This window comes from Pseudomonas sp. NPDC087615 (assembly GCF_044743445.1).
Lineage (GTDB): Bacteria > Pseudomonadota > Gammaproteobacteria > Pseudomonadales > Pseudomonadaceae > Aquipseudomonas > Aquipseudomonas baetica_A.
This window is the reverse complement of the sequence record NZ_JBIUWM010000072.1, coordinates 1-23,649: the sequence shown is the minus strand read 5'-3', so window position 1 is coordinate 23,649 and position 23,649 is coordinate 1. Positions and strand designations below refer to the sequence as shown.

Genomic DNA, 23,649 nt, shown 5'->3' with positions numbered 1-23,649 from the left:
TCCCCAGGGCGCCCATAAGAGGCGCTCTGGTAGCTTGGTCGCCGAGGTTGGCGAAAGGTATGGTGACGCTGGTGCAACACGTGACCCAGGGTTTCAAGGCGATGCCGCCGCGTGGTTTGTGCATGGACTGCAGTGCCGAGGATTACCAGGCCATCATCCTTTGGATGAGCGAGAGTAAGCCCGGCCCATAACTCTTAACCCTTAGCCGTAGTTGGATTAGCTGATGAACAAATTGATCGTGAGTCTGCTGTTGACCGTGGGAATCTCAGGCTTTGCCCATGCTGCCGGTGATGCCGCCGCCGGCCAGGCGAAAGCCGCCGTTTGCGGTGCCTGCCATGGCCCGGACGGGAACAGCATGGCGCCAAACTTTCCGAAACTGGCGGGTCAAGGTGAACGCTACCTGACCAAGCAACTGCACGACATCAAGTCGGGCAAACGCGTCGTTCTGGAAATGACCGGCCTGTTGACCAACCTGAGCGATCAGGATCTGGCCGACCTCGCCGCTTACTTCGCCAGCCAGAAAGGCAGCGTCGGCGCAGCGGACCCCAAGCTCGTCGCGCGCGGTGAAGCACTGTTCCGTGGCGGCAAGCTCGATCAAGGCATGCCATCGTGCATCGGTTGCCACTCGCCAAATGGCGCTGGCAACGCAGCTGCCGGCTTCCCGCACCTGGGTGGCCAACACGCTCAGTACATCGCCAAGCAGTTGACCGATTTCCGTGAGGGTGATCGCACCAATGATGGCGACACCATGATCATGCGCAGCATCGCTGCCAAGCTCAGCAACAAGGACATCGAGGCAGTCTCCAGCTACATTCAAGGCCTGCACTGATCGCCTTGATTCGAACGTTGCGGGCGATGCACATCTCCTGCAACGTTAACGCTCGATTAATCCTTCGCAGCAAGTATAAAAAGGGTGGCTTTGGCCGCCCTTTTTTGTGGCCGCTGCCGTTACACTACAGAACTCATGCCCGCCAGGACCTGTCTGAAAACAGGTCGCGCGAGGCGACCCAAATTGTTCAGGAGTAAAGCATGCGTAATCTGATCATCAGCGCCGCCCTCGTCGCTGCCAGCCTGTTCGGCGTGACCGCACAGGCCGCCGAAGCCCCTGCCGCTCCTTACGTGGAATTAGCCAACCCGGTGCCAGTGGCAGAGCCAGGCAAGATCGAAGTGGTCGAGCTGTTCTGGTATGGCTGCCCGCATTGCTACGCGTTCGAGCCGGTGATCAATCCATGGGTCGAAAAACTGCCCAAAGATGTGAATTTCGTGCGCATTCCTGCCATGTTCGGCGGCCCATGGGACGCTCACGGTCAGATGTTCCTGACGCTGGAAGCCATGGGTGTCGAGCACAAGGTTCACGCCGCCGTGTTCGAAGCCATCCAGAAGCAGCACAAACGCTTGACCGACAAGAATGACATGGCCGATTTCCTCGCCACCCAAGGCGTGGATAAAGACAAGTTCCTGGCAACCTTCGACTCTTTCGCCATCAAAGGTCAGATCGTCAAAGCCAAAGAGCTTGCCAAGAAATATGAAATCTCCGGCGTACCAACCATGATCGTCAACGGTAAGTACCGCTTCGACATCGGCTCCGCCGGTGGTGCCGAGCAGGCTCTGCAACTGGCTGACCAACTGGTCGCCAAAGAGCGAGCGGCCAACAAGGCTGCTGCCAACTAAGCGCGGCAACCGTCATGCGCCGCTGGAAGACCGAACGCATCGTTGGCCTGCATGATCCGCAGGTCAACGAGCATCACCTGGCGTCTACGGGCCTGCCAGCAGACCAGCGTCTGCGCTTGCTCAGTTTCAACATTCAGGTTGGCATCAGCACCGAGCGCTATCGGCACTACCTGACCCGTAGCTGGCAGCATCTGCTGCCGCACACCGGGCGCTCGGGCAATCTGCAAAAGATCGGCGACCTGCTCGGCGATTTCGATCTGGTCGCCCTGCAGGAAGCCGATGGCGGCAGCCTGCGCTCAGGCTACGTCAATCAGGTCGAACATCTGGCCCACCTCGGCGCCTTCCCCTATTGGTATCAACAACTCAATCGCAACCTCGGCCGACTGGCTCAGCACAGCAATGGCGTGCTCAGTCGTCTGCGCCCATGGGCGATCGAAGATCACCCACTGCCCGGCCCGAAAGGTCGCGGCGCGATCCTGCTGCGCTTCGGCGAAGGGCCGGAAGCGCTGGTGGTGGTGATGATGCACCTGGCCCTTGGCGCGCGCGTGCGCAGCCTGCAATTGGCCTACATTCGAGAGCTGATCGGTGGCTATAAGCACCAAGTGTTGATGGGCGACATGAACACCCATGCCAGCGATTTGCTACAACACTCACCGTTACGCGATCTCGGCTTGCTGGCCCCGCAGGTGGAAGCGACATTCCCCAGCTGGCGACCTCAGCGCTGCCTTGATCATATTTTGCTCAGCCCGACCCTGACCCTGGAAAAGGTCGAAGTGCTGGCCCAACCGATTTCCGATCACCTGCCGGTCGCGGTGGAGATTCGTCTGCCGGGTTCGCTCACGGCCGATGCATTCCCCGCGTTGAGTCCTGCCCCTCGCGGAACCCCTGAATGAGCGACGACGCCCAGCGCTGGAAAGAGAAGTACCTCAAAAGCATCGAACAACAGGACAAGCTGGAGCGCCGCTGGGCCGCCCGGCTCGACTTGCTGCGTCGGGGGCTGGTGCGCAGCACGCTGGCGGCCGAAGGCACCGACCGCGTCGTTGATCAATGCATGAAAGAGATGCGCGATGTGGTGCGCACCGACGACATGGATGCCGGCCTCGCCGCCCTGTTGCCACGCCTGGAAAAAGCCGTGCTCGATTCCGAGCAGCGTCGCGAAACCAGGATTGATCAGGTCAGCACCGCGCTGACCGCGCTGGTCGCTCAGCTGCAATCCTTGCCGTTGCCAAGGGACGTCGCTCAACCGCTGAAAAAATTCGCCAAACAATTGGACGGCCGAGTGGGTCAGGCCCGCGAAATGCCGCTGCTGCTGAGTGAGCTGAGCAGTTTGCAAGGCAAAGCCTTGAGCCAGTTGGAGACGCCGGCAGAACCGGGGCGTCCGGGATTGTTCCAGCGCTTGTTTGGCAGTCGTGACACTGAGGAGACGCCAGCGTCAGCCCCAGAAGCGACTGCACAGGAAACACCCAAAGAGCCGTCGCTCGCCGCCGCGGCGCCCGAGTCCGAGCCCATAGCGATCGCTCCCACCGACATCAGCGAACCAGTCCCTGCGGCTCCTGTGCTTGAGCAAGCAGCGCCAGCCGTAGCGATCGAAACACCCGCGCCAACGGCCCCGATTCAGGCCGAACCGCAAGTGGTCGCCTTTGTGCCGCCCAAGGTCGCCGTTGAAGTGCTCAGCGCCCCGACCGAAGCAAAAACACTCGAACCTGAGCCTGAAGTCATTGCCGCTCCAGCTCCGACCCCGGTCATCCCCGCGAACCTGAACCCCGACGAGTTGATCCACCCCGGTGATCCAACGCCGATGATCCTCGACAGCCTGCCCTTGCCCGAGCCAATCGCTCAGGCCTTGGCAGCCATCGACCCGGAGCAATCCGAGGACGATATCCTGTTCGCACTGCCTGACTCCCCCGAGCCGTCCTACAGCTCGGTGGCCAAGCACATCGAAGACACGCTGATCGGCCTGCTCGACGACCTGACCCTGCCCGAACGTCACCGTCCGCAAGCCGAAGCCATGCGCGACCGGCTCAAGCACGGCCTGAACTGGTACGAATTGATCCCGATCCTCGACGATCTCGCGACGTTGATGCTGGCCATCACCGACAGCGGCCAGCACGAATTCGAAGTGTATCTGCAGCAACTCAACGAACGCCTCGAAGCATTCCAGAGCAACCTGCAAGCCGCCAGCGATGGCCATGCCGACAACAGCTCGGCGGCGCGGGCCATGGACACGCAGATCCGTGAGCAAGTCGACGGCTTGCAGACCAGCGTGCAGGAAGCGGCAGATCTGGATGACCTCAAGCAAGTGCTGGAAAACCATCTCGAAGGTTTGCTCGGCACCATGGATCAGCACCAGAAGCAGCGCGATGCCCGCGAGCAGGAAGTGGCGGCGCGACTCAAAGGTCTGTCCGAACGTGTGGCCCATATGGAACAAGAGGCTCAGGGCTTTCGCGAGCACCTTGAAGAACAACGCCAAAAGGCCTTGATCGACCCGCTCACCGGCCTGCCCAACCGCGCCGCGTGGAGCGAACGCCTCGAACATGAAATCAAGCAATGGCAGCAACACGGCAACACCTTGAGCCTGGCGATGCTCGACCTTGATCACTTCAAACGGATCAACGACAACTATGGCCACCTGGCCGGCGACAAAGTGCTGAAGATCATCGCCACCGTGCTGCGCAAGCGTCTGCGCGGCTCTGACTTCATCGCCCGTTTCGGCGGCGAAGAGTTCGTTCTGCTGCTGCCGGCTACCCCGCCAGCGGTCGGCGCAAAATTGCTGGAAACCCTGCGGGCAGCCGTCGAGGCGTGTCCGTTCCACTTCAAGGGCGAACGGGTCACGATCACCCTTTCGATGGGACTCGCCACGTTCAGGGCGGGAGAACACAGCGATCTCGTCATCAAAAGAGCCGATCAGGCGCTTTATCGCGCGAAAAATGCCGGGCGCAACCGGATCGAACTGGGCTGAGCAAATTGTTCCATTTTGTTTAAATCCACCCTCTGACCGTCTAGACGCAAGTCAGTACGTTACACTGTTGCATTACTGACTTGCGTGTATTGCCCTCTGCCATGAAATTTTTTGCCCTCCTCGCGTCACTGCTCGTTCTTGCCGGTTGTGCCAGCGGCCCGCGTTACGACACCAGCCATCCTTCAGCCAATCACGACAGCCGCATCCAGTTCGTGATCGTGCATTACACGTCCGCTTCGCTTGAGCGCTCGTTGCAATTGCTGACCCACGGCGAAGTCAGCAGCCATTACCTGATTGGTGATGATAAAAACGCGACGGTCTACAAATTGATGGATGAACGTCAGCGCGCCTGGCACGCCGGCGAAAGCCAATGGCAGGGCCGCACCTGGCTCAACTCAAGCTCCATCGGTATCGAAATCGTCAATCCGGGTTTCAAGGACACCCCGACCGGACGCCTTTGGTATCCCTACAGCGGAGCGCAGATTCAAGCCCTGATTGTCCTGCTCAAGGACATCAGCAAGCGTAATGGCATCAGCCCACGCCACATCATCGGTCACAGCGACATTGCGCCCTTGCGCAAACTCGATCCGGGGCCGTTGTTTCCCTGGAAGCGACTCGCCCAACAAGGCCTTGGCGTGTGGCCCAATGAACAAGCCGTGGCCCGTCAGCAAGCGCTGTTCAACAGCAGCGAACTGCCGAGCATCAGCTGGTTCCAGGCACAACTGGCGCACCTGGGCTACGACACTCCGCAGACCGGCGAACTGGACGTAGCGACGCGTCATGTAATCGCTGCGTTCCAGATGCATTTCCGCCCCGCGCGTTTCGACGGCACGCCGGACGCGCAAACGGCAGCACTGTTGCTGATACTCAATCAGACAAAATAATGACGCCCGCCCGGCGGTCAGGGCAAATCCGCAATCAGCAGCTATAACTCATTGGTAACTCTTCGGATATTCCATGATGGTTGCTACCCGAGAGACACTGCGTAGCTGGTTTTATCGCCCTTGGTTTTTGGCGATGATCGCGGCTGTCCTCAGCACCTGCCTGTTGATCGCAGGCACAATGTTCATCGCCACGCGCTATGTCGAGCAAAGTGAAAGCCAGGAAATGAACGCTCAGGGCGAACGTTTTCTCGCACGTCTCGAGCAACTGTTCGGCCAGTTGCGCGAAAGCCTCGACGATCTGGAAGCCCAACCGTTGCGCCGTTGCGATGACGAAATGATCGCCACGCTGCAGCAAGTCACCTTCAACTACCGCTTCGTCTACGAGGCCGCCTACAAGGACGCCACGCGCACCTGCTCCAACCGACCACGGCAGGAAGGCCTGTCGGTCGCGCGCCCTCCCGACATCAAAGGCCCGACCTACAGCTATTGGCTGAACACCACCACCGAACCCGATGAAAACCGTGCCGCGCTGATGCTCGGGCGTGGCAATTTTCGTGTGGCGACCTCGCGTGGGCATTTGACGGACATGGTTGACCTCTCGCCCGGCAGCAGCTTGCTCGTGGTGCTGGATCATGGCACCCGAGCGATCCCGGTTCTGGGGACGGCTCAGGCCTGGCCACCCGCAGAAACCTGGCCGAAAAAAAGCCGCGATGTTTTGCAAGTCACCCAAAACCGGTTGATCTACCGGATGCCCACTGACAATCCGCAATACCAACTGGTGTTGATCACGCCGAGGAGCGCCATGCACATCCCCGCCATTTGGTGGTGGATGATTCCAGCCTGTGCGCTACTGGGTGCGTTTTTGGGGTTTTTTGTGTTTTTACTGGTGCGCCAGCGCCAGTCGCTGGACGCCGAACTGCACGGGGCCATCCGCCGGGGCGAGTTGCAGGTGCTCTATCAACCGATCTTCGATCTCGACAGCCGCAACTGCGTCGGCGCTGAAGCCCTGCTACGCTGGCGCCGCCCGGACGGCACACTGACCAGCCCCGATCTGTTCATCCCCATGGCGGAAAACACCGGGCAGATCCGCCAGATGACCGATTTCGTCCTCCAGCGTTTGCTCGAACAATTGGGGCCGGTGCTGCGCGCCAACCCGCAGTTGTACATCTCAGTGAATCTCGCTGCCTGCGACGTGATGGTGCCGCGCATCGGTCAGGTCATGGCGCGGCTGTTGACGCTGCACCGGGTCGCAGCGCGGCAGATTGCCTTCGAAGTCACCGAACGCGGTTTGATCGATGTGGTGGTGGCGCGGGAAAACCTGCAAGCGTTGCGCGATGTTGGCCATCAAGTGTTGATCGATGATTTCGGCACCGGCTATTGCAGCCTCGCGTACCTGCAAACCCTGCCGGTGGACTGCCTGAAGATCGACAAGGCCTTCATTGATGCGCTCGGCCATGACGCCGCCAGCAGCGGTGTTGCGCCGCACATCATTCACATGGCTCAGGCACTGGATTTGAAGGTAATTGCCGAAGGGATCGAACTTGAGTCACAAGCCGTGTTGCTCAGCAGCGAAGGCGTGAAGTTCGGTCAGGGCTGGCTGTTCGCCCATGCGCTGAGCGCGGTGCAGTTCATTGAACTGATCACCCGTGGGCGACGCCTTGCGGGACGCCGAATGGATGACGAGGCCTAAACCGCCAGCGCCATATAGAACTGCGTGCCCTGCCCCGGCCGCGAATAAACCCCCATCCGCCCGCCATGCAGTTGAACGATTTCCTTGCACAGCGCCAATCCGAGCCCGGCGCCGCCCTTCTTGCGCCCGACCTGCACGAACGGTTCGAAGATCCGCCCTTGCTGACCGTAGGCAATGCCTTCGCCATTGTCTTCGACGCTGATAATCACACGCTCGCCATGACGGCGCGCCTGCAAGCGGATCTGGCCATCGCGAGCAGTGTGGCGCAGGGCATTGTCGATCAGATTGTCGAGCACCCGATCCAGTTGCGCCTGATCGGCCTGCAGATGCGGCAATACCCCCTGCACCTCCACCTCCAATGAGACGCCTTTTTCCGCTGCCGTTTCGGCAAACCGCAACTGCGCCTGCCCCAGCAAATCTTCGATGGAACAGGGCGCCAGCGTCAGCTTCTGCAAACCGTTCTGGTAACGCGAGAAATTCAGCAAGTCATTGATCAACTGCATCAGACGCTGCATTTCTTCGTTGACGGTGTCGAGCAGGTCGGCTTCGCGAGACTCCGCTGGAAACTTCGCCCGCTCACGGAACAAACCGAACGCCATGTGCATGCCCGTGACCGGGGTGCGCAGCTCATGGGAGGCACGCAGCACAAACTCGCTGCGCACCCGTTCGAAGGCCCGTTGCTCGGTGACGTCGTGCAACACCATCACTGCGCCGAGGATATGGCCCTGGGTGTGGCTGACCGGCGTCAGGCTATACGTCAGCAAGCGGGATTCACCGTCGACCTCGATGCTCAAATCCTCCGGCGCTCGCTCCAGGGTGCCACCGCGCAACACCAGTTGCAGTTGTGCATCCAGTTCCGGCCGCTCAAGAGCGCTGGCCAAGCCTTGGCCCAGACGGTCATCGTCCCAGCCCAATTGACGCTGGGCTACCGGATTGAGGTGCTCTAGATGCCCGTCACGATCAATCATCAGCAATCCGTCATCGATGCAGTCGAGTACGGCCTGCAACCGTTGCTGGCCGGCCAACAGTTCGTCGACGTTGGTGGCCTGATGCTCGCGCAGCGCTTGCGCCATCAGGCCAAAACGACGGGACAACAGATTCACTTCCATTGCTGTCGATGTCGGCAGGGTCACTTCAAAATTACCCTGACCTATGTTGTCAGCCGCTTTGGCCAATGCCTCGATGGGCGCACCAATTCGCCGGGCAATTGCATGCGCAGTCACGAAACCGATGATCAACACCGCCAGCCCCACCAGCCCGAGCAGGCCAGCGATCAAAAGTGCCCGGTCACGGGCCTCGTGCTGCACCGCGTTGACGTTATCCAGCGCGTGCTTGTGCTCGGTGATCAATCCGTTGCGCAACGTGTTGAAGCGCTCTCTAAGATCACGATTGCCACTGAGTACGTTGGTCGGGTCGCGGGACAGATCGAATGCCTTGAGGAAACTCAGATAGTCCGACTTGGCCTGTTTGAAGCCGTACTCTCTGGCCTCCCCTCCCACTTCTTGCGCAATACCTTCATCCAGTAATTGCAGGTAACGCTGCCTGGACGCCTCGAACGCCGCAGGGTCGGGCTTCTCCGCAAGCATAAGCACCAACTGGTCGCCGAGGGTCTGGCGCAGCTTGAGTCCCAGATCCAGGGTTAAGAAGTTGCTGCTAATCGTCGCTTCCTGAGTCCTGGCCATTTGCATCACGCTGACCAGCCCGAGCAGTAGCCCGAGCAAGGCCACAGTAATCAACGCGGAAATACTGAGGAACAGACGCGTGCGCAACTTCACCGCCGGTTTCATCGTCGCGCACTCACAGGTTGTACTGCTTGCGCTTGCGATACAGGGTAGATGCGTCGATGCCCAGGGTTTTCGCCGCTTGATCCAGCGTGCCGGCAGTGGCCAGCACCGCGCCAATGTGGGCTTTTTCCAACTCATCCAGGCTCAGCGCAGCGCCGACCCTTGGCGCATTGTTCGCGGGTTGTTCGGCCATACCCAAGTGAGTGATTTCGACACGCTCCTGCGGGCAGATAATGCTCGCCCGCTCAACGACGTTGCGCAGTTCACGGATGTTGCCCGGCCAGCGATAGCCGAGCAGCGCCTCACGGGCCTCATCGCTGAACCCCCGCGCGGGGCGTGCATACTCTTTGACGAAGCGTGCAAGGAAACGGTCGGCCAGGGTCAGGATGTCTTCGGCACGCTCGCGCAGTGGCGGCAGATGCAGAGTAATGACGTTGAGGCGATACAACAGGTCTTCACGGAAACGGCCATCGCGCACCATGTCTTCAAGATTGAGGTTGGTCGCCGCCAAAATCCGCACATCGGCGCGTCGGGTCACCGGATCGCCTACCCTTTCGTATTCCTTGTCCTGGATGAAGCGCAGCAACTTGGGTTGCAATGTCAGGGGAAAATCGCCGATCTCGTCGAGAAACAACGTGCCTCCGTCGGCCTGATTGACGCGACCCAAGGTGCTTTCGCTGGCCCCGGTAAACGCACCACGACTGTGGCCGAACAGCTCGCTTTCCATCAATTCCGCCGTCAGCGACGGGCAGTTGATGGTCACGCAGGATTTCTTCTCGCGCTTGCTCCAGCCATGGATCGCCCGGGCCAGTTCACCCTTACCGGTGCCGGACTCACCCAGAATAAGAATGTTGGCGTCGGTGCCCGCCACCTGACGCGCGGTCTCCAGTACGACTTTCATTGCCGGGCTGTGGGAATCGAGACCATCCTTGGGTTTGCGAATCTCGCCCTCGAGCGCTTCCAGACGTGCCGAGAGTTGGCGCACTTCCAGTTGCTTGGCAGTGGCCAGACGCAACTGGTCAGGGCTGCACGGTTTCACCAGATAATCGGCGGCACCGGCCTGAATCGCATCAACGGCGGTATCGACAGCGGAATGCGCGGTAACGATGACCACACGCATCCAAGGTGCCTGAACGCGCATTTGCGCCAGCACGTCGAGGCCATTGTCCTCGCCCAGACGCAAATCAAGGAAGCACAGGTCGAACACCTGGCGCTGCAGCAATGCATCGGCCTGAGCCGCGCTGTTGGCGGTGGCGACTGTATAGCCTTCGTCTTCGAGGCAATAACGGAAGGTGCGCAGGATGGCGGACTCATCGTCCACCAGCAGAATGCGGCCTTGATGCTCAGTGGCAGATTCCATTTTTCCTACGCTCCATAGTGATTGGTCTTGAGTTAGTCCCGAAAAAATCGGGCAAGTTGCATGGTTGATTCTGAACGATGCCAGCCATAGGAGGGTAGCTCTCTCATGCCTTTACGGCTAATCCACTGATTTTGTTGATTTTTTAAACAATCACCGATTTGCAGGGCATTCCCTGCGTCCTTTTCTGACATCCACGACCTGCTCTCAATTCAATAAGAATGAAAACTCCTACGAAATAATCGTGCAATCCGCACGACCACAGATGACCCATCGTGCAGGATGCGTCTCGAATTATTTTTCGATCAACTTCAAGCTATTGATTTTATTGGTTTTTTTCCAATCAAAAAACTGGCATGCAGGCTGCAATACCTCTTTCATCCCGGGCAGATCAGAACTGCCCCAACCGAACAAGCGTGAGGAACCCAGGATGACTCGCCAACGTGCCGCCCAAGTGCGTATCTCGCCACTGCATCTCCAGCAAGGCCTGTTTGGCGTACTTGCGCTGTTGATCACGCTGATCGTGTGCCAGCAATACCTGAGTTGGGAAAACAGCCAGAAGCCTGAGCCGCTGATCTCGATCCAGCACAGCACGCAGAAGCACTTCAGCGCCGTCAGCAGCAGTCAGTCCGAGAGCGCGTCGATGCGCATGATGGATGTCGATCAAGCGCAGCCACTCAATGAGTTGCCACGCGAAGAACGTTGGGTTTTCTGACGGATTAAACAGATTCGGGCGCGACGCGCCGGAACACGCAACATCCCTAAATAGAGAAGTAAGGAGAATCACCATGTTGAGTTGGGCAATTACGTTCTTGATCATTGCCATCATCGCCGCCGTATTGGGCTTCGGTGGTATCGCGGGCACCGCCACGGGTATCGCCAAGATCCTCTTTGTCGTGTTCCTGGTGATGTTCATCGCTTCCTTCTTCTTTGGCCGTCGCGGCCGAGGTTAACGATGAGTGCGCTTGCGTTAAAGACACTGGCAGCCGCCCTGCTTCTGGGCGGCAGTGCCATGGCGATGGCGGCCAATGATGGCCAGACAAGGGCCAACGAGTTGTTGAGCTCCGATGCGCAATACCGGGAAACCTGGGAAGGCGTGGTGAAGAAGGAAGAGCGCCTGCCGGAGTGGGTGATGAACCTCTCTGGCACGCCTGACCAACAGATGACTGCCGTGACGGAAGATGGCGACAAGTATCTGGTTGGGCCTCTCTGCGAATCCGCAGAAAAATGCCTGAACCACCGCTTGATCGTCGCGTTCAGTTTCGACAAGAAAGACGCTTACGCCATGCTCGTCGATGTGCCCGAAGGACTGCCGGCCGACAAGTCGCCAACGCGACATGCCACCTACCGCTTCCTCGGCAAACCCGACGAGGGCATGCAGGATCTGCTGATGGAAACCCTGAAGAAAGATCCGAACTGGTATTAGGTTTCGAACATAAGGGCAGCACCCCCCGCTGCTCTTTATTGCACCTGCCCGAGGAGGGCCGGCGCATGACCAAGGGGCCGGGACGCTCTGACTGTTACAGGGTCGCAGTGACCTACGGGTACAAGGAGTGCCTGCGAGAGGGCCGGGTCAGGGAAAAAAAGCTGCGCCGCAAGTTCGCCAGCCCTCAGTGGCGTGACGGACTTGCGCTGAGCTTTCAACTTTCAAACCGTCAAAACGTTGATCCAGAGCGTCCAGCTCATCTTATCTATCGCTCACACTGCGCGCGAAAACATTACGCGGTGTTTCCGGGCGACCGTATATCGAGAAAGATACCGTTTAAACAGTAGGACTATTGGTCTTGCAACGTAGGCCTTTTCCGAAGTTTTACGTCGAAATTACTCGATCAAAAAACAACCCACCTTACGCTGAAATGGCCGGTTCACGGCACTTATGCTGGCTTAAATGGCGCAATCGAACCGATTGGGACGCGGGTTTCAATTAAAAAAGCTCATGCCGATTCAGCATAGGGTAGGCGTTTACGGCATTAGACGGCGCAACCTTGCATCGGAATAGTTGCGCCTTTTTTCGCCTGCCGAAGAGCCGTAAACACGCGCTTCGGGGCACCTTATACGGAGGCAGATGCACAGACTTTTCCGCTAAAGAGCGTTCCAGTTCCTGCATGTGCCTGAGTCCAACGCAAGTAAGGGTAAAGATAATGAAGAAGGCAAAACTCAGCCTCGCCTGGCAGATCCTCATCGGTCTGGTTTTAGGGATTGCAATCGGTGCGTTGCTCAACCATTTCAGTGCCGAAAAGGCCTGGTGGATCAGCAACGTCCTGCAACCGGCAGGCGATATCTTTATCCGTCTGATCAAGATGATCGTGATCCCGATCGTCATCTCCTCCCTGATCGTCGGCATCGCCGGCGTGGGCGACGCCAAGAAGCTTGGGCGTATCGGCCTGAAGACGATCATCTACTTCGAAATCGTCACCACCATCGCCATCGTCGTCGGCCTGCTGCTGGCCAACGTGTTCCATCCAGGTAGCGGCATCGACATGAGCACCCTGGGTACGGTGGACATCTCCAAGTACCAGGCCACCGCTGCCGAAGTCCAGCATGAACACGCGTTCATCCAGACCATCCTTAACCTGATCCCGTCGAACATCTTCGCGGCCATGGCTCGCGGCGAAATGCTGCCGATCATCTTCTTCTCCGTGCTGTTCGGTCTCGGTCTGTCGAGCTTGCAGTCGGACCTGCGCGATCCGCTGGTGAAGATGTTCCAGGGCGTGTCGGAAAGCATGTTCAAAGTCACCCACATGATCATGAACTACGCCCCGATCGGCGTATTCGCACTGATCGCGGTGACCGTCGCCAACTTCGGCTTCGCCTCCCTGCTGCCGCTGGCCAAACTGGTGATCCTGGTTTACGTCGCCATCGCCTTCTTCGCCTTCGTGGTACTGGGCCTGATCGCCAAGCTGTTCGGCTTCTCGGTGCTCAAGCTGATGCGCATCTTCAAGGATGAGCTGGTGCTGGCCTACTCCACCGCCTCCTCGGAAACCGTGCTGCCACGCGTGATCGAGAAAATGGAAGCCTACGGCGCGCCGAAAGCCATCTGCAGCTTCGTGGTGCCGACCGGTTACTCGTTCAACCTCGACGGTTCGACCCTGTACCAGTCCATCGCGGCGATCTTCATTGCCCAGTTGTACGGCATCGATCTGTCGATCAGCCAGCAACTGCTGCTGGTACTGACCCTGATGGTCACCTCCAAAGGCATCGCCGGCGTACCGGGCGTGTCCTTCGTGGTGCTGCTGGCGACACTGGGCAGTGTGGGTATTCCGCTGGAAGGTCTGGCGTTTATCGCGGGTGTCGACCGCATCATGGACATGGCGCGTACCGCACTGAACGTGATCGGCAACGCCTTGGCAGTCTTGGTCATCTCGCGCTGGGAAGGCATGTACGACGACGCCAAGGGCGAGCGCTACTGGAACTCCCTGCCGCACTGGCGCAGCAAGGAAAAACTGCCGGCGGGCGAGATTTCCAAGAACTGATTGCTGAACATTGTGGGGTTGGCTTCTTGTGGGAGTGGGCTCGCTCACGAATGCGCAGTGTCAGTCAGCAGAGGTGTTTCTGACAGGACGCCTTCGCGAGCAAGCCCGCTCCCACAGGGGATTTGAGTCAGAGCCAAGCATTCATTGCCCCCGCCAGTGATGCACAGACAAACCCCGGACAAAATCCGGGGTTTGTCGTTTCTGGCCACCCCGCTATTATTCGCCGCATCTTCCGAGGGATTTGACTGATGCTTAATGGCCTGTGGCTTGGCTTCTTCGTCGTGGCAGCCGTGTCGGCGCTGGCGCAGTGGCTGATTGGCGGTAATGCCGGGATTTTCGCGGCGATGGTGGAAAGCATTTTTGCCATGGCCAAGCTGTCGGTCGAAGTCATGGTGCTGCTGTTTGGCACCCTCACCCTGTGGCTGGGTTTTCTGCGCATCGCCGAGAAGGCCGGCATTGTCGAATGGCTGGCCAAGGTATTGGGCCCGCTGTTCCTGCGACTGATGCCGGAAGTGCCGCCCGGTCACCCTGCCCTTGGCCTGATCACCCTGAACTTCGCCGCCAATGGCTTGGGCCTGGACAACGCCGCCACGCCCATCGGCCTGAAAGCCATGAAGGCACTGCAAGAACTCAACCCCAGCGCCACCGTCGCCAGCAACGCGCAGATCCTGTTCCTGGTGCTCAATGCCTCCTCCCTGACCCTGCTGCCGGTGACGATCTTCATGTATCGCGCCCAACAAGGCGCGCCGGACCCGACGCTGGTGTTCCTGCCGATTTTGCTGGCGACCAGTTGCTCGACGATTGTCGGCTTTCTGTCGGTGGCGTTCATGCAGCGTTTGCGGATCTGGGATCCGGTGGTGCTGGCCTACCTGATTCCCGGCGCGTTGATGCTCGGCGCTTTCATGGCATTGCTGGGGACAATGTCGGCCACCGCTTTGGCGGGATTGTCGTCGATCCTCGGCAATCTCACGCTTTTCGGTCTGATCATGCTGTTTCTGGTGATGGGTGCTCTACGCAAGGTGAAGGTCTACGAAGCATTCGTTGAAGGCGCGAAGGAAGGCTTCGATGTGGCGAAGAACCTGCTGCCGTATCTGGTGGCGATGCTCTGCGCCGTCGGCGTGCTCCGTGCGTCCGGAGCGCTGGATTTTGGCCTCGACGGGATCCGTCATCTGGTCGAATGGGCCGGAGGGGACACACGCTTTGTCGATGCGCTGCCCACGGCGATGGTCAAGCCATTCTCCGGCAGCGCGGCGCGGGCGATGCTGATCGAAACCATGCAGACTTCCGGTGTGGACAGCTTCCCAGCGCTGGTGGCGGCGACGCTTCAGGGCAGTACCGAGACGACGTTCTATGTGCTGGCGGTGTATTTCGGCGCGGTGGGGATTCAGCGGGCGCGGCATGCGGTAGGTTGTGCGCTGTTGGCCGAACTGGCCGGGGTACTCGGCGCCATTGGCGTCTGCTACTGGTTCTTCGGTTAACCACAAATCCCCCTGTGGGTGCGCGAAGAGGGCGTGTCAGTCGACGCATGCATTGCCTGACACACCGCCTTCGCGAGCAAGCCCGCGCCTACAGGGGTTATGTATAAGGTTAAAGTCTGGGTGAGGGCGCGAACTGCTGGCCTTGTTCGACCGCCCACGCCACAACCTTCGTGGTCAGGCGATCACTGGCCTGACCAAACCCGGCGACCACCGCTGGCACCTGCACGTCACTCAGCGGTTGGCGCTCTTCAAACCGGCGGCTGGCCAGAATGCGCTGGTCATAGCCACGCACCAGCAACGCATCGACCCGCACGACAACGCTGGCCTTATCGCCCTGATATTCAGTCTGAAACGCCTGCAAATTCCCACCCAGTTCCAGATCCGCCTGGAAGTAGCTGTCATCGGTGCTCAGCAACGTCACCCGGCCATCACGCGTAAAGCCTTCGAGCAGCCGATTTCGCAACAGCACCGGTGCGGGATCGCTCCAGCGTGACGCCTTGTAGCTGCTGATCATGTTGCCCTGTGGAATCACTGCAATGTTCGGCCGGTTCAGCGCTTCGCTGGCCTGCCATTTGTTCAGCCGCAGCGACCAGTGCTGAGTGGCCGCTGAACCGGCCGGCGCAGGCACCTGCGCGGCTGGCAGGCGATAAACGTCCGATGGCTGCGACTGGGGCAGGATCGAGCACGACGCGATCAGCGTGCCGATCAAGGTAAAACCAGCGGCGAAGAGGGCGAGTCGAGTCAGCTTCATGGCGTGAACTCCTTGTTCTTGTCACTGCCCAGCAGGTAACCGCTGGGGTTGGCCTCGAGGCGTTGTGAGATGGCGCGCAGCGAAGTCAGCGTCTCTCGCAATTCACGGATGGCCGGCGCCAGACCGTTGAGGCCCTGCAGGCCGTTGTCGAGGGCGTTCTGGTTGTTGCTCAGCAGGCCGTTGATCGTGGCACTGCTTTGCTCCAGCGACTTCATCGCCTGCTCGGCACTGCCCAGTGCCTGCTTGCCTTGGTCGTTGAGCAAACCGTTGGCATTGCGCATCAGCAGCGAAGTCTGTTCGAGCATGCTGCCGGCCTGTTTGCCGACCGTCGCCAGTTGCTGCATGGCTTGGCGCAGGTCGCCACGCTGATCGTTGATCGAGCCGGTGGTCTGTTCCAGGTGGGCGAGGGTTTTGCTGACGCGCTCGACGTTCTCGGCGGAGAACATCTGGTTGGCGTTCTGCAGCAGCGCGGTGATGCCGCTCATCAAGTCATTGCTGTCATTGAGCAACCGCGAGATGGGCGAGGGCGACGCGACAATGATCGGCAATTTGCCGTCATGGCCACTTAGGCTCGGGCTATTGGGCGTGCCGCCGCTGAGCTGGATGATCGACGTACCGGTAATCCCGGTCAGCGCCAGCTTGGCCTGGGTGTCTTCCTTGATCGGTGTGTCACCGCCCAGACGTATCCGCGCCAGCACCCGGCGGGGATCCTTCGGGTCAAGACGCAGGCGAACCACGTCACCGACCTTGATCCCGCTGTATTGCACCGCGCTGCCCTTGGACAGGCCGCTGACCGCCTCGTTGAACACGACTTCGTAATCCTTGAACTCGCTATCGATACTGGACTTGGCCAGCCACAGGCCGAACAACAGGGCGCCCGCCACGACAATCACTGCGAACAGGCCGATCAACACATGATGGGCTCGGGTTTCCATGTCAGACCTCGTTGAGCAGTTTGGCGGCGTCCAGCGCCGAGCGGCCGCGGGGGCCGTGGAAATATTCGTGAATCCACGCGTCATCGGTTTCCGATACGACGTCAATCGGACCGGCGACCAGCACCTTTTTCTGCGCCAGCACCGCCACGCGGTCGGTGATGGTGTAGAGCGTGTCGAGGTCGTGGGTGACCAGAAACACACTCAGGCCCAACGCATCGCGCAGGGTCAGAATCAGTTGATCGAATGCCGCCGCACCAATCGGATCGAGACCGGCGGTGGGCTCGTCGAGAAACAGGATGTCCGGATCCAGCGCCAATGCCCGTGCCAGCGCCGCGCGCTTGACCATGCCGCCGGACAGCGACGCGGGGTATTTGTCCGCCGCCGACAACGGCAGCCCGGCCAGCGCCAGTTTCACTGCCGCCAGATGCTCGGCGTCGTTGCGGCTCAGCCCGGCATGCTCGATCAGGGGCAGGGCGACGTTTTCGGTCACCGTCAATGAGGAGAACAGTGCGCCTTTTTGAAACAACACGCCGAAGCGTCGTTCGATCAGCGAGCGCTCATGCCCGGACAGGCTCGGCAGGTTCTGGCCGAACACGTTCACCCGCCCTTCGCTGGGCCGGCGCAGGCCGATGATACTGCGCAGCAATACCGATTTGCCGCTGCCAGAGCCGCCGACCATGGCGAGGATTTCGCCTTTGTACAAATCCATGTCGAGGCCTTCGTGCACGCTCTGGTTGCCAAAGCGGTTGCACAGGCCACGGACTTCGATCACCGCCTCCGAGGGCGCGCGGGGTGGACGACTCACCAGCCCATCTCCATGAAGAACAGCGCGGCCACCGCATCGAGGACGATCACCACGAAAATCGATTGCACCACGGCGGACGTGGTGTGGGCGCCGACCGATTCAGCGCTGCCGCTGACCTTGAAGCCTTCGAGACAGCCAATCGCGGCGATCAGGAAGGCGAAGATCGGCGCTTTCACCAGCCCGACCAGAAAATGCTGAACACCGATGTCCGATTGCAGCAGCGAGAGGAACATCGCCGGTGAAATCCCCAGCGACAACGCGCAGACCACGCCACCGCCGACGATCCCGCAGAGCATCGCCAGAAAGGTCAACATCGGCAGCGCGATCAGCAGCGCCAATACCCGTGGCACCACCAGCAGTTCCATCGGGTCGAGGCCCAGTGTGCGGATCGCATCGATCTCTTCGTTGGCCTTCATCGAACCGATTTGCGCGGTGAAGGCGCTGGCGGTGCGCCCGGCCATCAGAATCGCGGTGAGCAAGACGCCGAATTCACGCAGAAATGAAAACGCCACCAGATCGACGGTGAACACACTGGCCCCAAAACTGGCCAGCACCGTCGCGCCAAGAAAAGCCACCACGGCGCCCACCAGAAAGGTCAGCAACGCCACAATCGGCGCAGCGTCGAGGCCGGTCTGTTCGATGTGCGCGACGATTGGCGTAATGCGCCAACGCTTGGGGCGGAACACGCTGCGAGCGATGGTTTCCAGAATCAGGCCGATGAAGCCCAGCACTTGCAAGGTGTCCTGCCAGACCGTTTCCACGGCGCGACCGATGCGCGTCAGCAGTTGCACGCTGACGCCGACTTCCGGCTCCTTGATCGGCACACAGAAATCGGTCAGCGAGCGATACACCGTCTGCAGCAACGCGCGGTCAGCCTGGGAAATCGTACAGTCGGGATGTTCAGCGGATTTGCCCAAGCGCTCGGAACCGAGCAGCTCCACCAGCAAGGATGCGCCAGCGGTATCGAGGGCGCCCAGGTCATTCAGGTCGATGGACGTATGGGCGTCGTATTGGCCGTGGAGCTTTTCGCTCAGTTGCTTGAGGTCAGCGTAATGGGCAAGCGTCCAGTCCCCGCTGACTCGCAGGCGAGCAGGGGTGGTCGATGTGTCGAGTTGGGCACTGCCCGTCATCGAGCTGCTGGTCATAAACTCCGTGCTTTTCGGCTGATGAGGCTGGCATACGTAATAGCACGAACCCGACTACTTTTCTTTGATCGCTGTGCTGTCGGTGACTTCAAAGCGCAGCACGCCGATCACCTGGCCGTCCTCGGTCAACACCCGAACCTGCCACTTGCCCGCCGGGTTGCCGGGGAAATTCTGCTTGTGCGTCCACGCCCGGTAGCCTTCCTTGCGCCCGCCATGGATGTCGAGAGCAATGCGGTCGACCTCTTTGCCGTTGAACTGCCAGACGTGATAAATCCGCTCATCGAGCCCGCGTGGCGCGTTGATCGCGGTATAGGCGTAGAGGCCACCGCCACGGATCTGTTCGGCGCTGACTTGCTTGAGGCTCGCGCCGGGGGTGCGATCCTGCAACTGCGTGCTGATCGCCACGTCAGTCATCCACAGCGTTGCCGGCGGCACCCACGAGCGCAGCGCCCAACCCACGCCGCCGATACCCACGGAGATGCACAGGATCGCCAGCGCATTGCGCACGGTGCGGATCGGGAAGATCGACGCCAGGCTCGGGAACGACAGCAGCACGGCAATGCCCAGCGCCCATTTGAAGCTCTGCGACGTGGTCAGGTGCATGATCACCGGCAGTGCAGTCAGCAGGGCGGCGAACAGGGTCAGGGTGTGTAGCGCCAGAAACGCCCAGCGCCGGGGCGCCAGCCATTTGTAGTAGAGCGGATCGATGACGGAGATCAGCGCGGCGATGCTCAGCAGCCCGGTGAAGATCAATTGGCTGCTGTTCCACGTTGTGGTGATGAAGAAGAATGGCAGAACGAAAAACAGGCTTTCCTGGTGAATCATCTGCGTGGCGTAACGCAGCAGCGGCTGGGGGATTTCCCGTTTGAAAATCCGCGTAAAAAGGCCGGTGAGGGTGTTTTCCAGCATCAGCCAGATCCAGCTCAGCAGCATGATGATGGTGATCCAGCTCGCCAGCCCTTGCTGGCGGTCGACCAGAATGAAACTGCCAACCCCGGAGATGAAACCACCCAACGCAATGACCCCGGGATAGCGCTTCATCAGTTCGAGAATGCGCTGGATGATCTGGGGTATTTTCGGCATTTGGCGATTCACAATAGTCGTAGGAAAAAACCTCGACAGAGTACCGCCGGCGGGGCGGTGTGGCGAGGCTGCCGGTCAGTAAAATCACCACAGTTCCACAGGTTCAGTGTTCGGCGGATTTGCGGCGATTCAGGCGCCAGCCAATCAGGATCAGCAGCAGCACGCCCAACCCACCCGCACTCAGCCACAACACCTGATCATCACTGACCAACGGCTTCTCGATACGCAGATACCCCGGTTGCAGCAACAACTCGCGCATGGCCTTGTTCGCCGTTTCCAGCGTCACGCCTTGCAGTTCGCGGGCGGGATTGGCGAAGCGGCCGTCCTCGTAGTCGCCCAGCGCACTCCAGTAGTAATCGGCCATCGCGCTGTTGCCTTGCACCGCCCAGGCCTGATGGGCGATGGCCGCCTGTTTGATGCGGGCGAAGGTGGCCGGATCGAGACCGTTTTTCAGCAGGTCGGCCTTGATGTCTTCCAGTACCTGAATGGCTTCGTCGACGTCATCGCGATCAAGGTCGGCATTGAGGCTCATGAACCCGACACCCCCAAACACTTCGCGCTCGGCCCACGGCCCATAAGACAAACCATGGTTGAGGCGAATCTGTCGGTACAGCGCCCAGTCGAGGTAGTCCTTGAGGATGTCGAACGTCTCGCCGTACTGACCATCCAGCACCGGCTCCGGCACCAACCAGTGCAACTTGGCGCTGTCGCCGATAAAACCGCGTGTGAGGGTGCGCTCATGGGCCGCGCTGGTGCGGATATCCGGCAACGGCCGGTGCTCACTCGGCTCGACCGCATCAAGCGCGCCCCACGTCCGCTCCAGATAGGCCGGCAGCAGTTTGTCGAGCTCGCCGACGACAATCAGGGTCATGTTGTTCGGCGCGTACCAGGCTTTGCGCACCTTCTCCAGTTGCGCCTGGGTCAGAGGGGCGACTTCGGCGCGCTGCGGGCATTTAAGGCCCAGTTCCACCGCCAATTGATTGCTCGCGCTGTGCCCCAGATCCTGGCGATCGAGAAAGCGGCGCAGGCGTGTGTAGTGGCCGCCGTCCTCACGCTCGACCACACGCTTGGCGGCGTTGATCGCGTTGTCGTCGATGCGGGTCTGTGTCATCAGCGCCAGTAGCAGGTCGAGTACCTTGCGCTGGTTTTTCGCCGGGGCTTCGATGACGAAGGTGGTATCGGCATTGCTGGTGAAGGCGTTCCAGTCACCGCCCAGGGCCTGCATGCGCTCTTCGAGGCCACCTTCGCCAGAGGCGTCAATGCCACTGAACAGCAAGTGTTCAAGCAGGTGCGGCAGCTCTTTTTCACCGCAGTCAAAATCATCAAGACCGACGCCGACCACCAGCCGGATCGCGACATGTCCGCGCTCGGTGCCGGGTTTGAGCAACAACTGCAAACCGTTGGGCAGCGCATAACCTTCGACCTGAAAACGATCCAGGGCCAAGGAAGGGAGTGAACCGAGCAACAGACAGGCGAACAACAGGCAACGCATAACAGGCTTCCGTACGGCTGATTTGGAGATCCGTGTCGCTATTCAGGCCGCCCTTCGCGAGCAGGTCGAATCGTCGCACCGTCGCTCCCACAAGGGAACGTGTTTCAGAGGTGGGAGCGAGCCTGCTCGCGAAGGTCTTAAGGCTGAATCAAAGTTACTGACTAAACCCAGCCGCAGACGTTCAAGGCGAATGCGTAATGTCGGCCATTTCATCCGCCGCCAGCGCACCGGTGTCCGCCGTTTCCAGCACCACATAAGCGCTGCTGCAAAACAGTGAATTGAGCCGTTTCATGTCGGCGATCAGCTCCAGGTGCAACGAACTGGTTTCAATACTCTGCACGATCTTGCGTTGCAAACGGCTGACGTGCGCATGGGCCAAACGGCGTTCCTGTGCGCGGAAGCGCCGTTTCTCGCGCAGCAACTGGCGAGCGCTTTCCTTGTCGCCGCTGAGAAACACCGACAACCCCAACCGCAAGTTGGCGATCAGTTGCTGTTGAAGCCCGGCCAGGTCCTCCAGCCCTTCCTCGGAAAACGAACGTCGTTGCGAGGTCTTCTGCTGCTGGACCTTGCGCAGCATGCGCTCGATCAAGTCACAGGCCAGTTTGAGGTTGATCGCCAGTTCAATGATCTCCGCCCAGCGCCGACTGTCCTGCTCGCCGAGATCCTCTCGAGGCATTTGCGCCAGGTACAGCTTGATCGCGCTGTACAGCGACTCAACGTCATCGGTCATCCGACGCATGTCCTGGGTGATCGCCGTTTGCTTGCCGCGCAGCACATCGAGGGTCGCGTCGAGCATGTTGTCGAGCAGATCGCCCATGCGCAGGGTTTCGCGGACGGCGTTGGCCAAGGCCAGGCTTGGCGTGACCAGCGCGGTCGGGTCGAGGTGACGCGGTTTGGCGGTGCCGTTGACCTCAGGCCGTTCCGGCAGCAGCCAGGCGCACAAACGCGCCATCGGCCCGACACTCGGCAGCAGGATCAGACAGCGTGCGGTGTTGTAGAGCAGGTGGAAGCCAATGACCATTTCCTGCGGGCTGAAATCCAGACTGTCGATCCAATGCACGAGTGGGTCGAGCACCGGGATGATCAACAGCAGGCCAATCAGTTTGTACAACAGGCTGCCCAGCGCCACTTGCCGCCCGGCAGCGTTCTGCATGCTGGTGCTCATGAACGCCAGAATGCCACTGCCAATGTTGGCGCCGATCACCAAGCCAATCGCCACCGGCAGACTGATCACGGCAGCGCCGGCCAAGGTAGCGGTCAGCAGCACAGCGGCGAGGCTGGAGTAGGAAATCATCGCAAACAGCGCGCCGACCAGGGCGTCGAGGAGGATGTCGCCGGTCAGCGAAGCGAAAATCACCTTCACCCCTTGGGCGTGGGTGATCGGTGCAGCGGCCTCGACGATCAGTTGCAGCGCGAGAATGATCAGCCCCAAACCGATGCTGACCCGGCCCATTTGCCCGAGCCGCGTCTGTTTGCGCGACAGAAAGAAAATCACCCCAAGGAAAATCAGCAATGGCGACAGCCACGACAAGTCGAACGTCAGCACCCGCGCCATCAGTGCCGTACCGACATCGGCGCCGAGCATGGTCGCCAGCGCCGGCGTCAGCGCCATCAGGCCCTGGCCAACGAAAGAGGTGACGAGCATCGCCGTCGCGTTGCTGCTTTGCACCATCGCCGTGACGACGATGCCCGCAACAAACGCCAGCCAGCGCTTGGACATGTTCTGACCGATCACATGGCGCAGCTGGGTGCCATACACCCGCAAGATGCCGGTTCGAACGATGTGCGTGCCCCAGATCAGCAGGGCGACGGCAGAAAGAAGATTGAGCAGGGTGAGCATGCAGACCCCCTGTAATGGCAGCGCCCCAGAGAGGCAAGTTGACGGTACCGCGCGGTTTCTACGTTCTGATACTTAAGCTGTAGTTGGCTAACGGTCTGGGCGCCAGCATTGCACAGCTAAAACCATGATTGAAACAAAAGTGTCATGAACAGCGCTTCACTGACACCCTCCCCGCTGGAGTGAGTGTTAGCCAACGTACAAAACAAATGTGGGAGCAACTGTCTTTACCCTGCCATTCGTCACCGCCATTCGGTGCCGTCTCGCAGCATGGCATTGAGTCTGATAAGCAGTATCCGCATACA

21 protein-coding genes are annotated in these 23,649 nt (G+C 59.9%); 12 read left to right on the top strand and 9 right to left on the bottom strand.

Annotation, left to right across the window (positions count from 1 at the left end; all coding sequences use genetic code 11):
* The 7 genes from ACIOU6_RS25095 to ACIOU6_RS25065 all read left to right on the top strand — a co-directional run.
* A partial coding sequence (locus ACIOU6_RS25095; protein WP_401139239.1) for a c-type cytochrome occupies nucleotides 1-191 on the top strand: 191 nt, incomplete at its 5' end.
* 32 nt (nucleotides 192-223) lie between these two features.
* Entirely contained in the window at nucleotides 224-829 is a 606-nt protein-coding gene (locus tag ACIOU6_RS25090) for a c-type cytochrome (RefSeq protein WP_401139237.1), read from the top strand.
* 200 nt (nucleotides 830-1,029) lie between these two features.
* Nucleotides 1,030-1,671, top strand: coding sequence for a thiol:disulfide interchange protein DsbA (gene dsbA, locus ACIOU6_RS25085; RefSeq protein ID WP_221732266.1), 642 nt, complete (start codon nucleotides 1,030-1,032; stop codon nucleotides 1,669-1,671).
* 14 nt (nucleotides 1,672-1,685) lie between these two features.
* The gene (locus ACIOU6_RS25080) at nucleotides 1,686-2,564 is read left to right on the top strand and encodes an endonuclease/exonuclease/phosphatase family protein (RefSeq protein ID WP_221732265.1); all 879 of its coding nucleotides are present in this window, start codon (nucleotides 1,686-1,688) and stop codon (nucleotides 2,562-2,564) included.
* Nucleotides 2,561-4,630: a diguanylate cyclase gene (locus ACIOU6_RS25075; protein WP_401139235.1), complete on the top strand. Its 2,070-nt coding sequence runs from the start codon at nucleotides 2,561-2,563 to the stop codon at nucleotides 4,628-4,630. The genes ACIOU6_RS25080 and ACIOU6_RS25075 overlap by 4 nt, the downstream gene beginning before the upstream one ends.
* A 101-nt stretch (nucleotides 4,631-4,731) precedes the next feature.
* Nucleotides 4,732-5,514, top strand: a complete 783-nt coding sequence (locus ACIOU6_RS25070) for an N-acetylmuramoyl-L-alanine amidase (protein ID WP_401139233.1) — start codon at nucleotides 4,732-4,734, stop codon at nucleotides 5,512-5,514.
* A 76-nt stretch (nucleotides 5,515-5,590) separates the two neighbouring features.
* Complete coding sequence (locus ACIOU6_RS25065; protein ID WP_401139240.1) at nucleotides 5,591-7,204, top strand: EAL domain-containing protein; 1,614 nt, start codon at nucleotides 5,591-5,593, stop codon at nucleotides 7,202-7,204.
* Here the strand turns inward: ACIOU6_RS25065 and ACIOU6_RS25060 are convergent.
* The gene (locus ACIOU6_RS25060) at nucleotides 7,201-8,991 is read right to left on the bottom strand and encodes a KinB sensor domain-containing domain (RefSeq protein ID WP_221732262.1); all 1,791 of its coding nucleotides are present in this window, start codon (nucleotides 8,989-8,991) and stop codon (nucleotides 7,201-7,203) included. The genes ACIOU6_RS25065 and ACIOU6_RS25060 overlap by 4 nt on opposite strands.
* A 10-nt stretch (nucleotides 8,992-9,001) precedes the next feature.
* Complete coding sequence (gene algB / locus ACIOU6_RS25055; RefSeq protein WP_047597026.1) at nucleotides 9,002-10,348, bottom strand: sigma-54-dependent response regulator transcription factor AlgB; 1,347 nt, start codon at nucleotides 10,346-10,348, stop codon at nucleotides 9,002-9,004.
* Between the two features lie 427 nt (nucleotides 10,349-10,775).
* On the opposite strand from algB, the gene ACIOU6_RS25050 reads away from it, so the two are divergent.
* The 5 genes from ACIOU6_RS25050 to ACIOU6_RS25030 all read left to right on the top strand — a co-directional run bounded on the left by ACIOU6_RS25050 (nucleotide 10,776) and on the right by ACIOU6_RS25030 (nucleotide 15,296).
* A complete protein-coding gene (locus tag ACIOU6_RS25050; RefSeq protein ID WP_401139231.1) occupies nucleotides 10,776-11,060 on the top strand; it encodes a hypothetical protein in 285 nt (94 codons plus the stop codon).
* 73 nt (nucleotides 11,061-11,133) lie between these two features.
* Nucleotides 11,134-11,298 carry a DUF1328 domain-containing protein gene (locus ACIOU6_RS25045; RefSeq protein WP_003177151.1) on the top strand — a complete coding sequence of 55 codons (165 nt, stop codon included), beginning with the start codon at nucleotides 11,134-11,136 and terminating at the stop codon, nucleotides 11,296-11,298.
* A 2-nt stretch (nucleotides 11,299-11,300) separates the two neighbouring features.
* Nucleotides 11,301-11,771 (top strand): inhibitor of vertebrate lysozyme family protein, encoded by a 471-nt coding sequence (locus ACIOU6_RS25040; RefSeq protein WP_221732260.1) that lies wholly within the window; start codon nucleotides 11,301-11,303, stop codon nucleotides 11,769-11,771.
* 715 nt (nucleotides 11,772-12,486) lie between these two features.
* Nucleotides 12,487-13,818 (top strand): glutamate/aspartate:proton symporter GltP, encoded by a 1,332-nt coding sequence (gltP, locus tag ACIOU6_RS25035; protein WP_221732259.1) that lies wholly within the window; start codon nucleotides 12,487-12,489, stop codon nucleotides 13,816-13,818.
* A 248-nt stretch (nucleotides 13,819-14,066) separates the two neighbouring features.
* Nucleotides 14,067-15,296: a nucleoside recognition domain-containing protein gene (locus ACIOU6_RS25030; protein WP_221732258.1), complete on the top strand. Its 1,230-nt coding sequence runs from the start codon at nucleotides 14,067-14,069 to the stop codon at nucleotides 15,294-15,296.
* 109 nt (nucleotides 15,297-15,405) lie between these two features.
* Here the strand turns inward: ACIOU6_RS25030 and ACIOU6_RS25025 are convergent, their stop codons facing one another.
* The 7 genes from ACIOU6_RS25025 to ACIOU6_RS24995 form a co-directional block, all read right to left on the bottom strand.
* A complete protein-coding gene (locus ACIOU6_RS25025) occupies nucleotides 15,406-16,047 on the bottom strand; it encodes an ABC-type transport auxiliary lipoprotein family protein (protein ID WP_401139229.1) in 642 nt (213 codons plus the stop codon).
* Nucleotides 16,044-16,982, bottom strand: coding sequence for an MlaD family protein (locus ACIOU6_RS25020; protein ID WP_221732256.1), 939 nt, complete (start codon nucleotides 16,980-16,982; stop codon nucleotides 16,044-16,046). The genes ACIOU6_RS25025 and ACIOU6_RS25020 overlap by 4 nt, the downstream gene beginning before the upstream one ends.
* 1 nt (nucleotide 16,983) lies before the next feature.
* Nucleotides 16,984-17,787, bottom strand: coding sequence for an ABC transporter ATP-binding protein (locus ACIOU6_RS25015; protein ID WP_221732255.1), 804 nt, complete (start codon nucleotides 17,785-17,787; stop codon nucleotides 16,984-16,986).
* Nucleotides 17,784-18,932, bottom strand: a complete 1,149-nt coding sequence (locus ACIOU6_RS25010) for an ABC transporter permease (RefSeq protein WP_221732254.1) — start codon at nucleotides 18,930-18,932, stop codon at nucleotides 17,784-17,786. The genes ACIOU6_RS25015 and ACIOU6_RS25010 overlap by 4 nt, the downstream gene beginning before the upstream one ends.
* A gap of 54 nt (nucleotides 18,933-18,986) precedes the next feature.
* Complete coding sequence (locus tag ACIOU6_RS25005) at nucleotides 18,987-20,015, bottom strand: DUF5924 family protein (RefSeq protein WP_401139226.1); 1,029 nt, start codon at nucleotides 20,013-20,015, stop codon at nucleotides 18,987-18,989.
* A 103-nt stretch (nucleotides 20,016-20,118) separates the two neighbouring features.
* Nucleotides 20,119-21,507 carry a M16 family metallopeptidase gene (locus tag ACIOU6_RS25000; RefSeq protein WP_401139224.1) on the bottom strand — a complete coding sequence of 463 codons (1,389 nt, stop codon included), beginning with the start codon at nucleotides 21,505-21,507 and terminating at the stop codon, nucleotides 20,119-20,121.
* 181 nt (nucleotides 21,508-21,688) lie between these two features.
* On the bottom strand, nucleotides 21,689-23,347 hold the full coding sequence (locus tag ACIOU6_RS24995; RefSeq protein WP_221732251.1) for a Na/Pi cotransporter family protein: 1,659 nt from the start codon (nucleotides 23,345-23,347) through the stop codon (nucleotides 21,689-21,691).
* Between the last annotated feature and the right edge of the window lie 302 nt (nucleotides 23,348-23,649).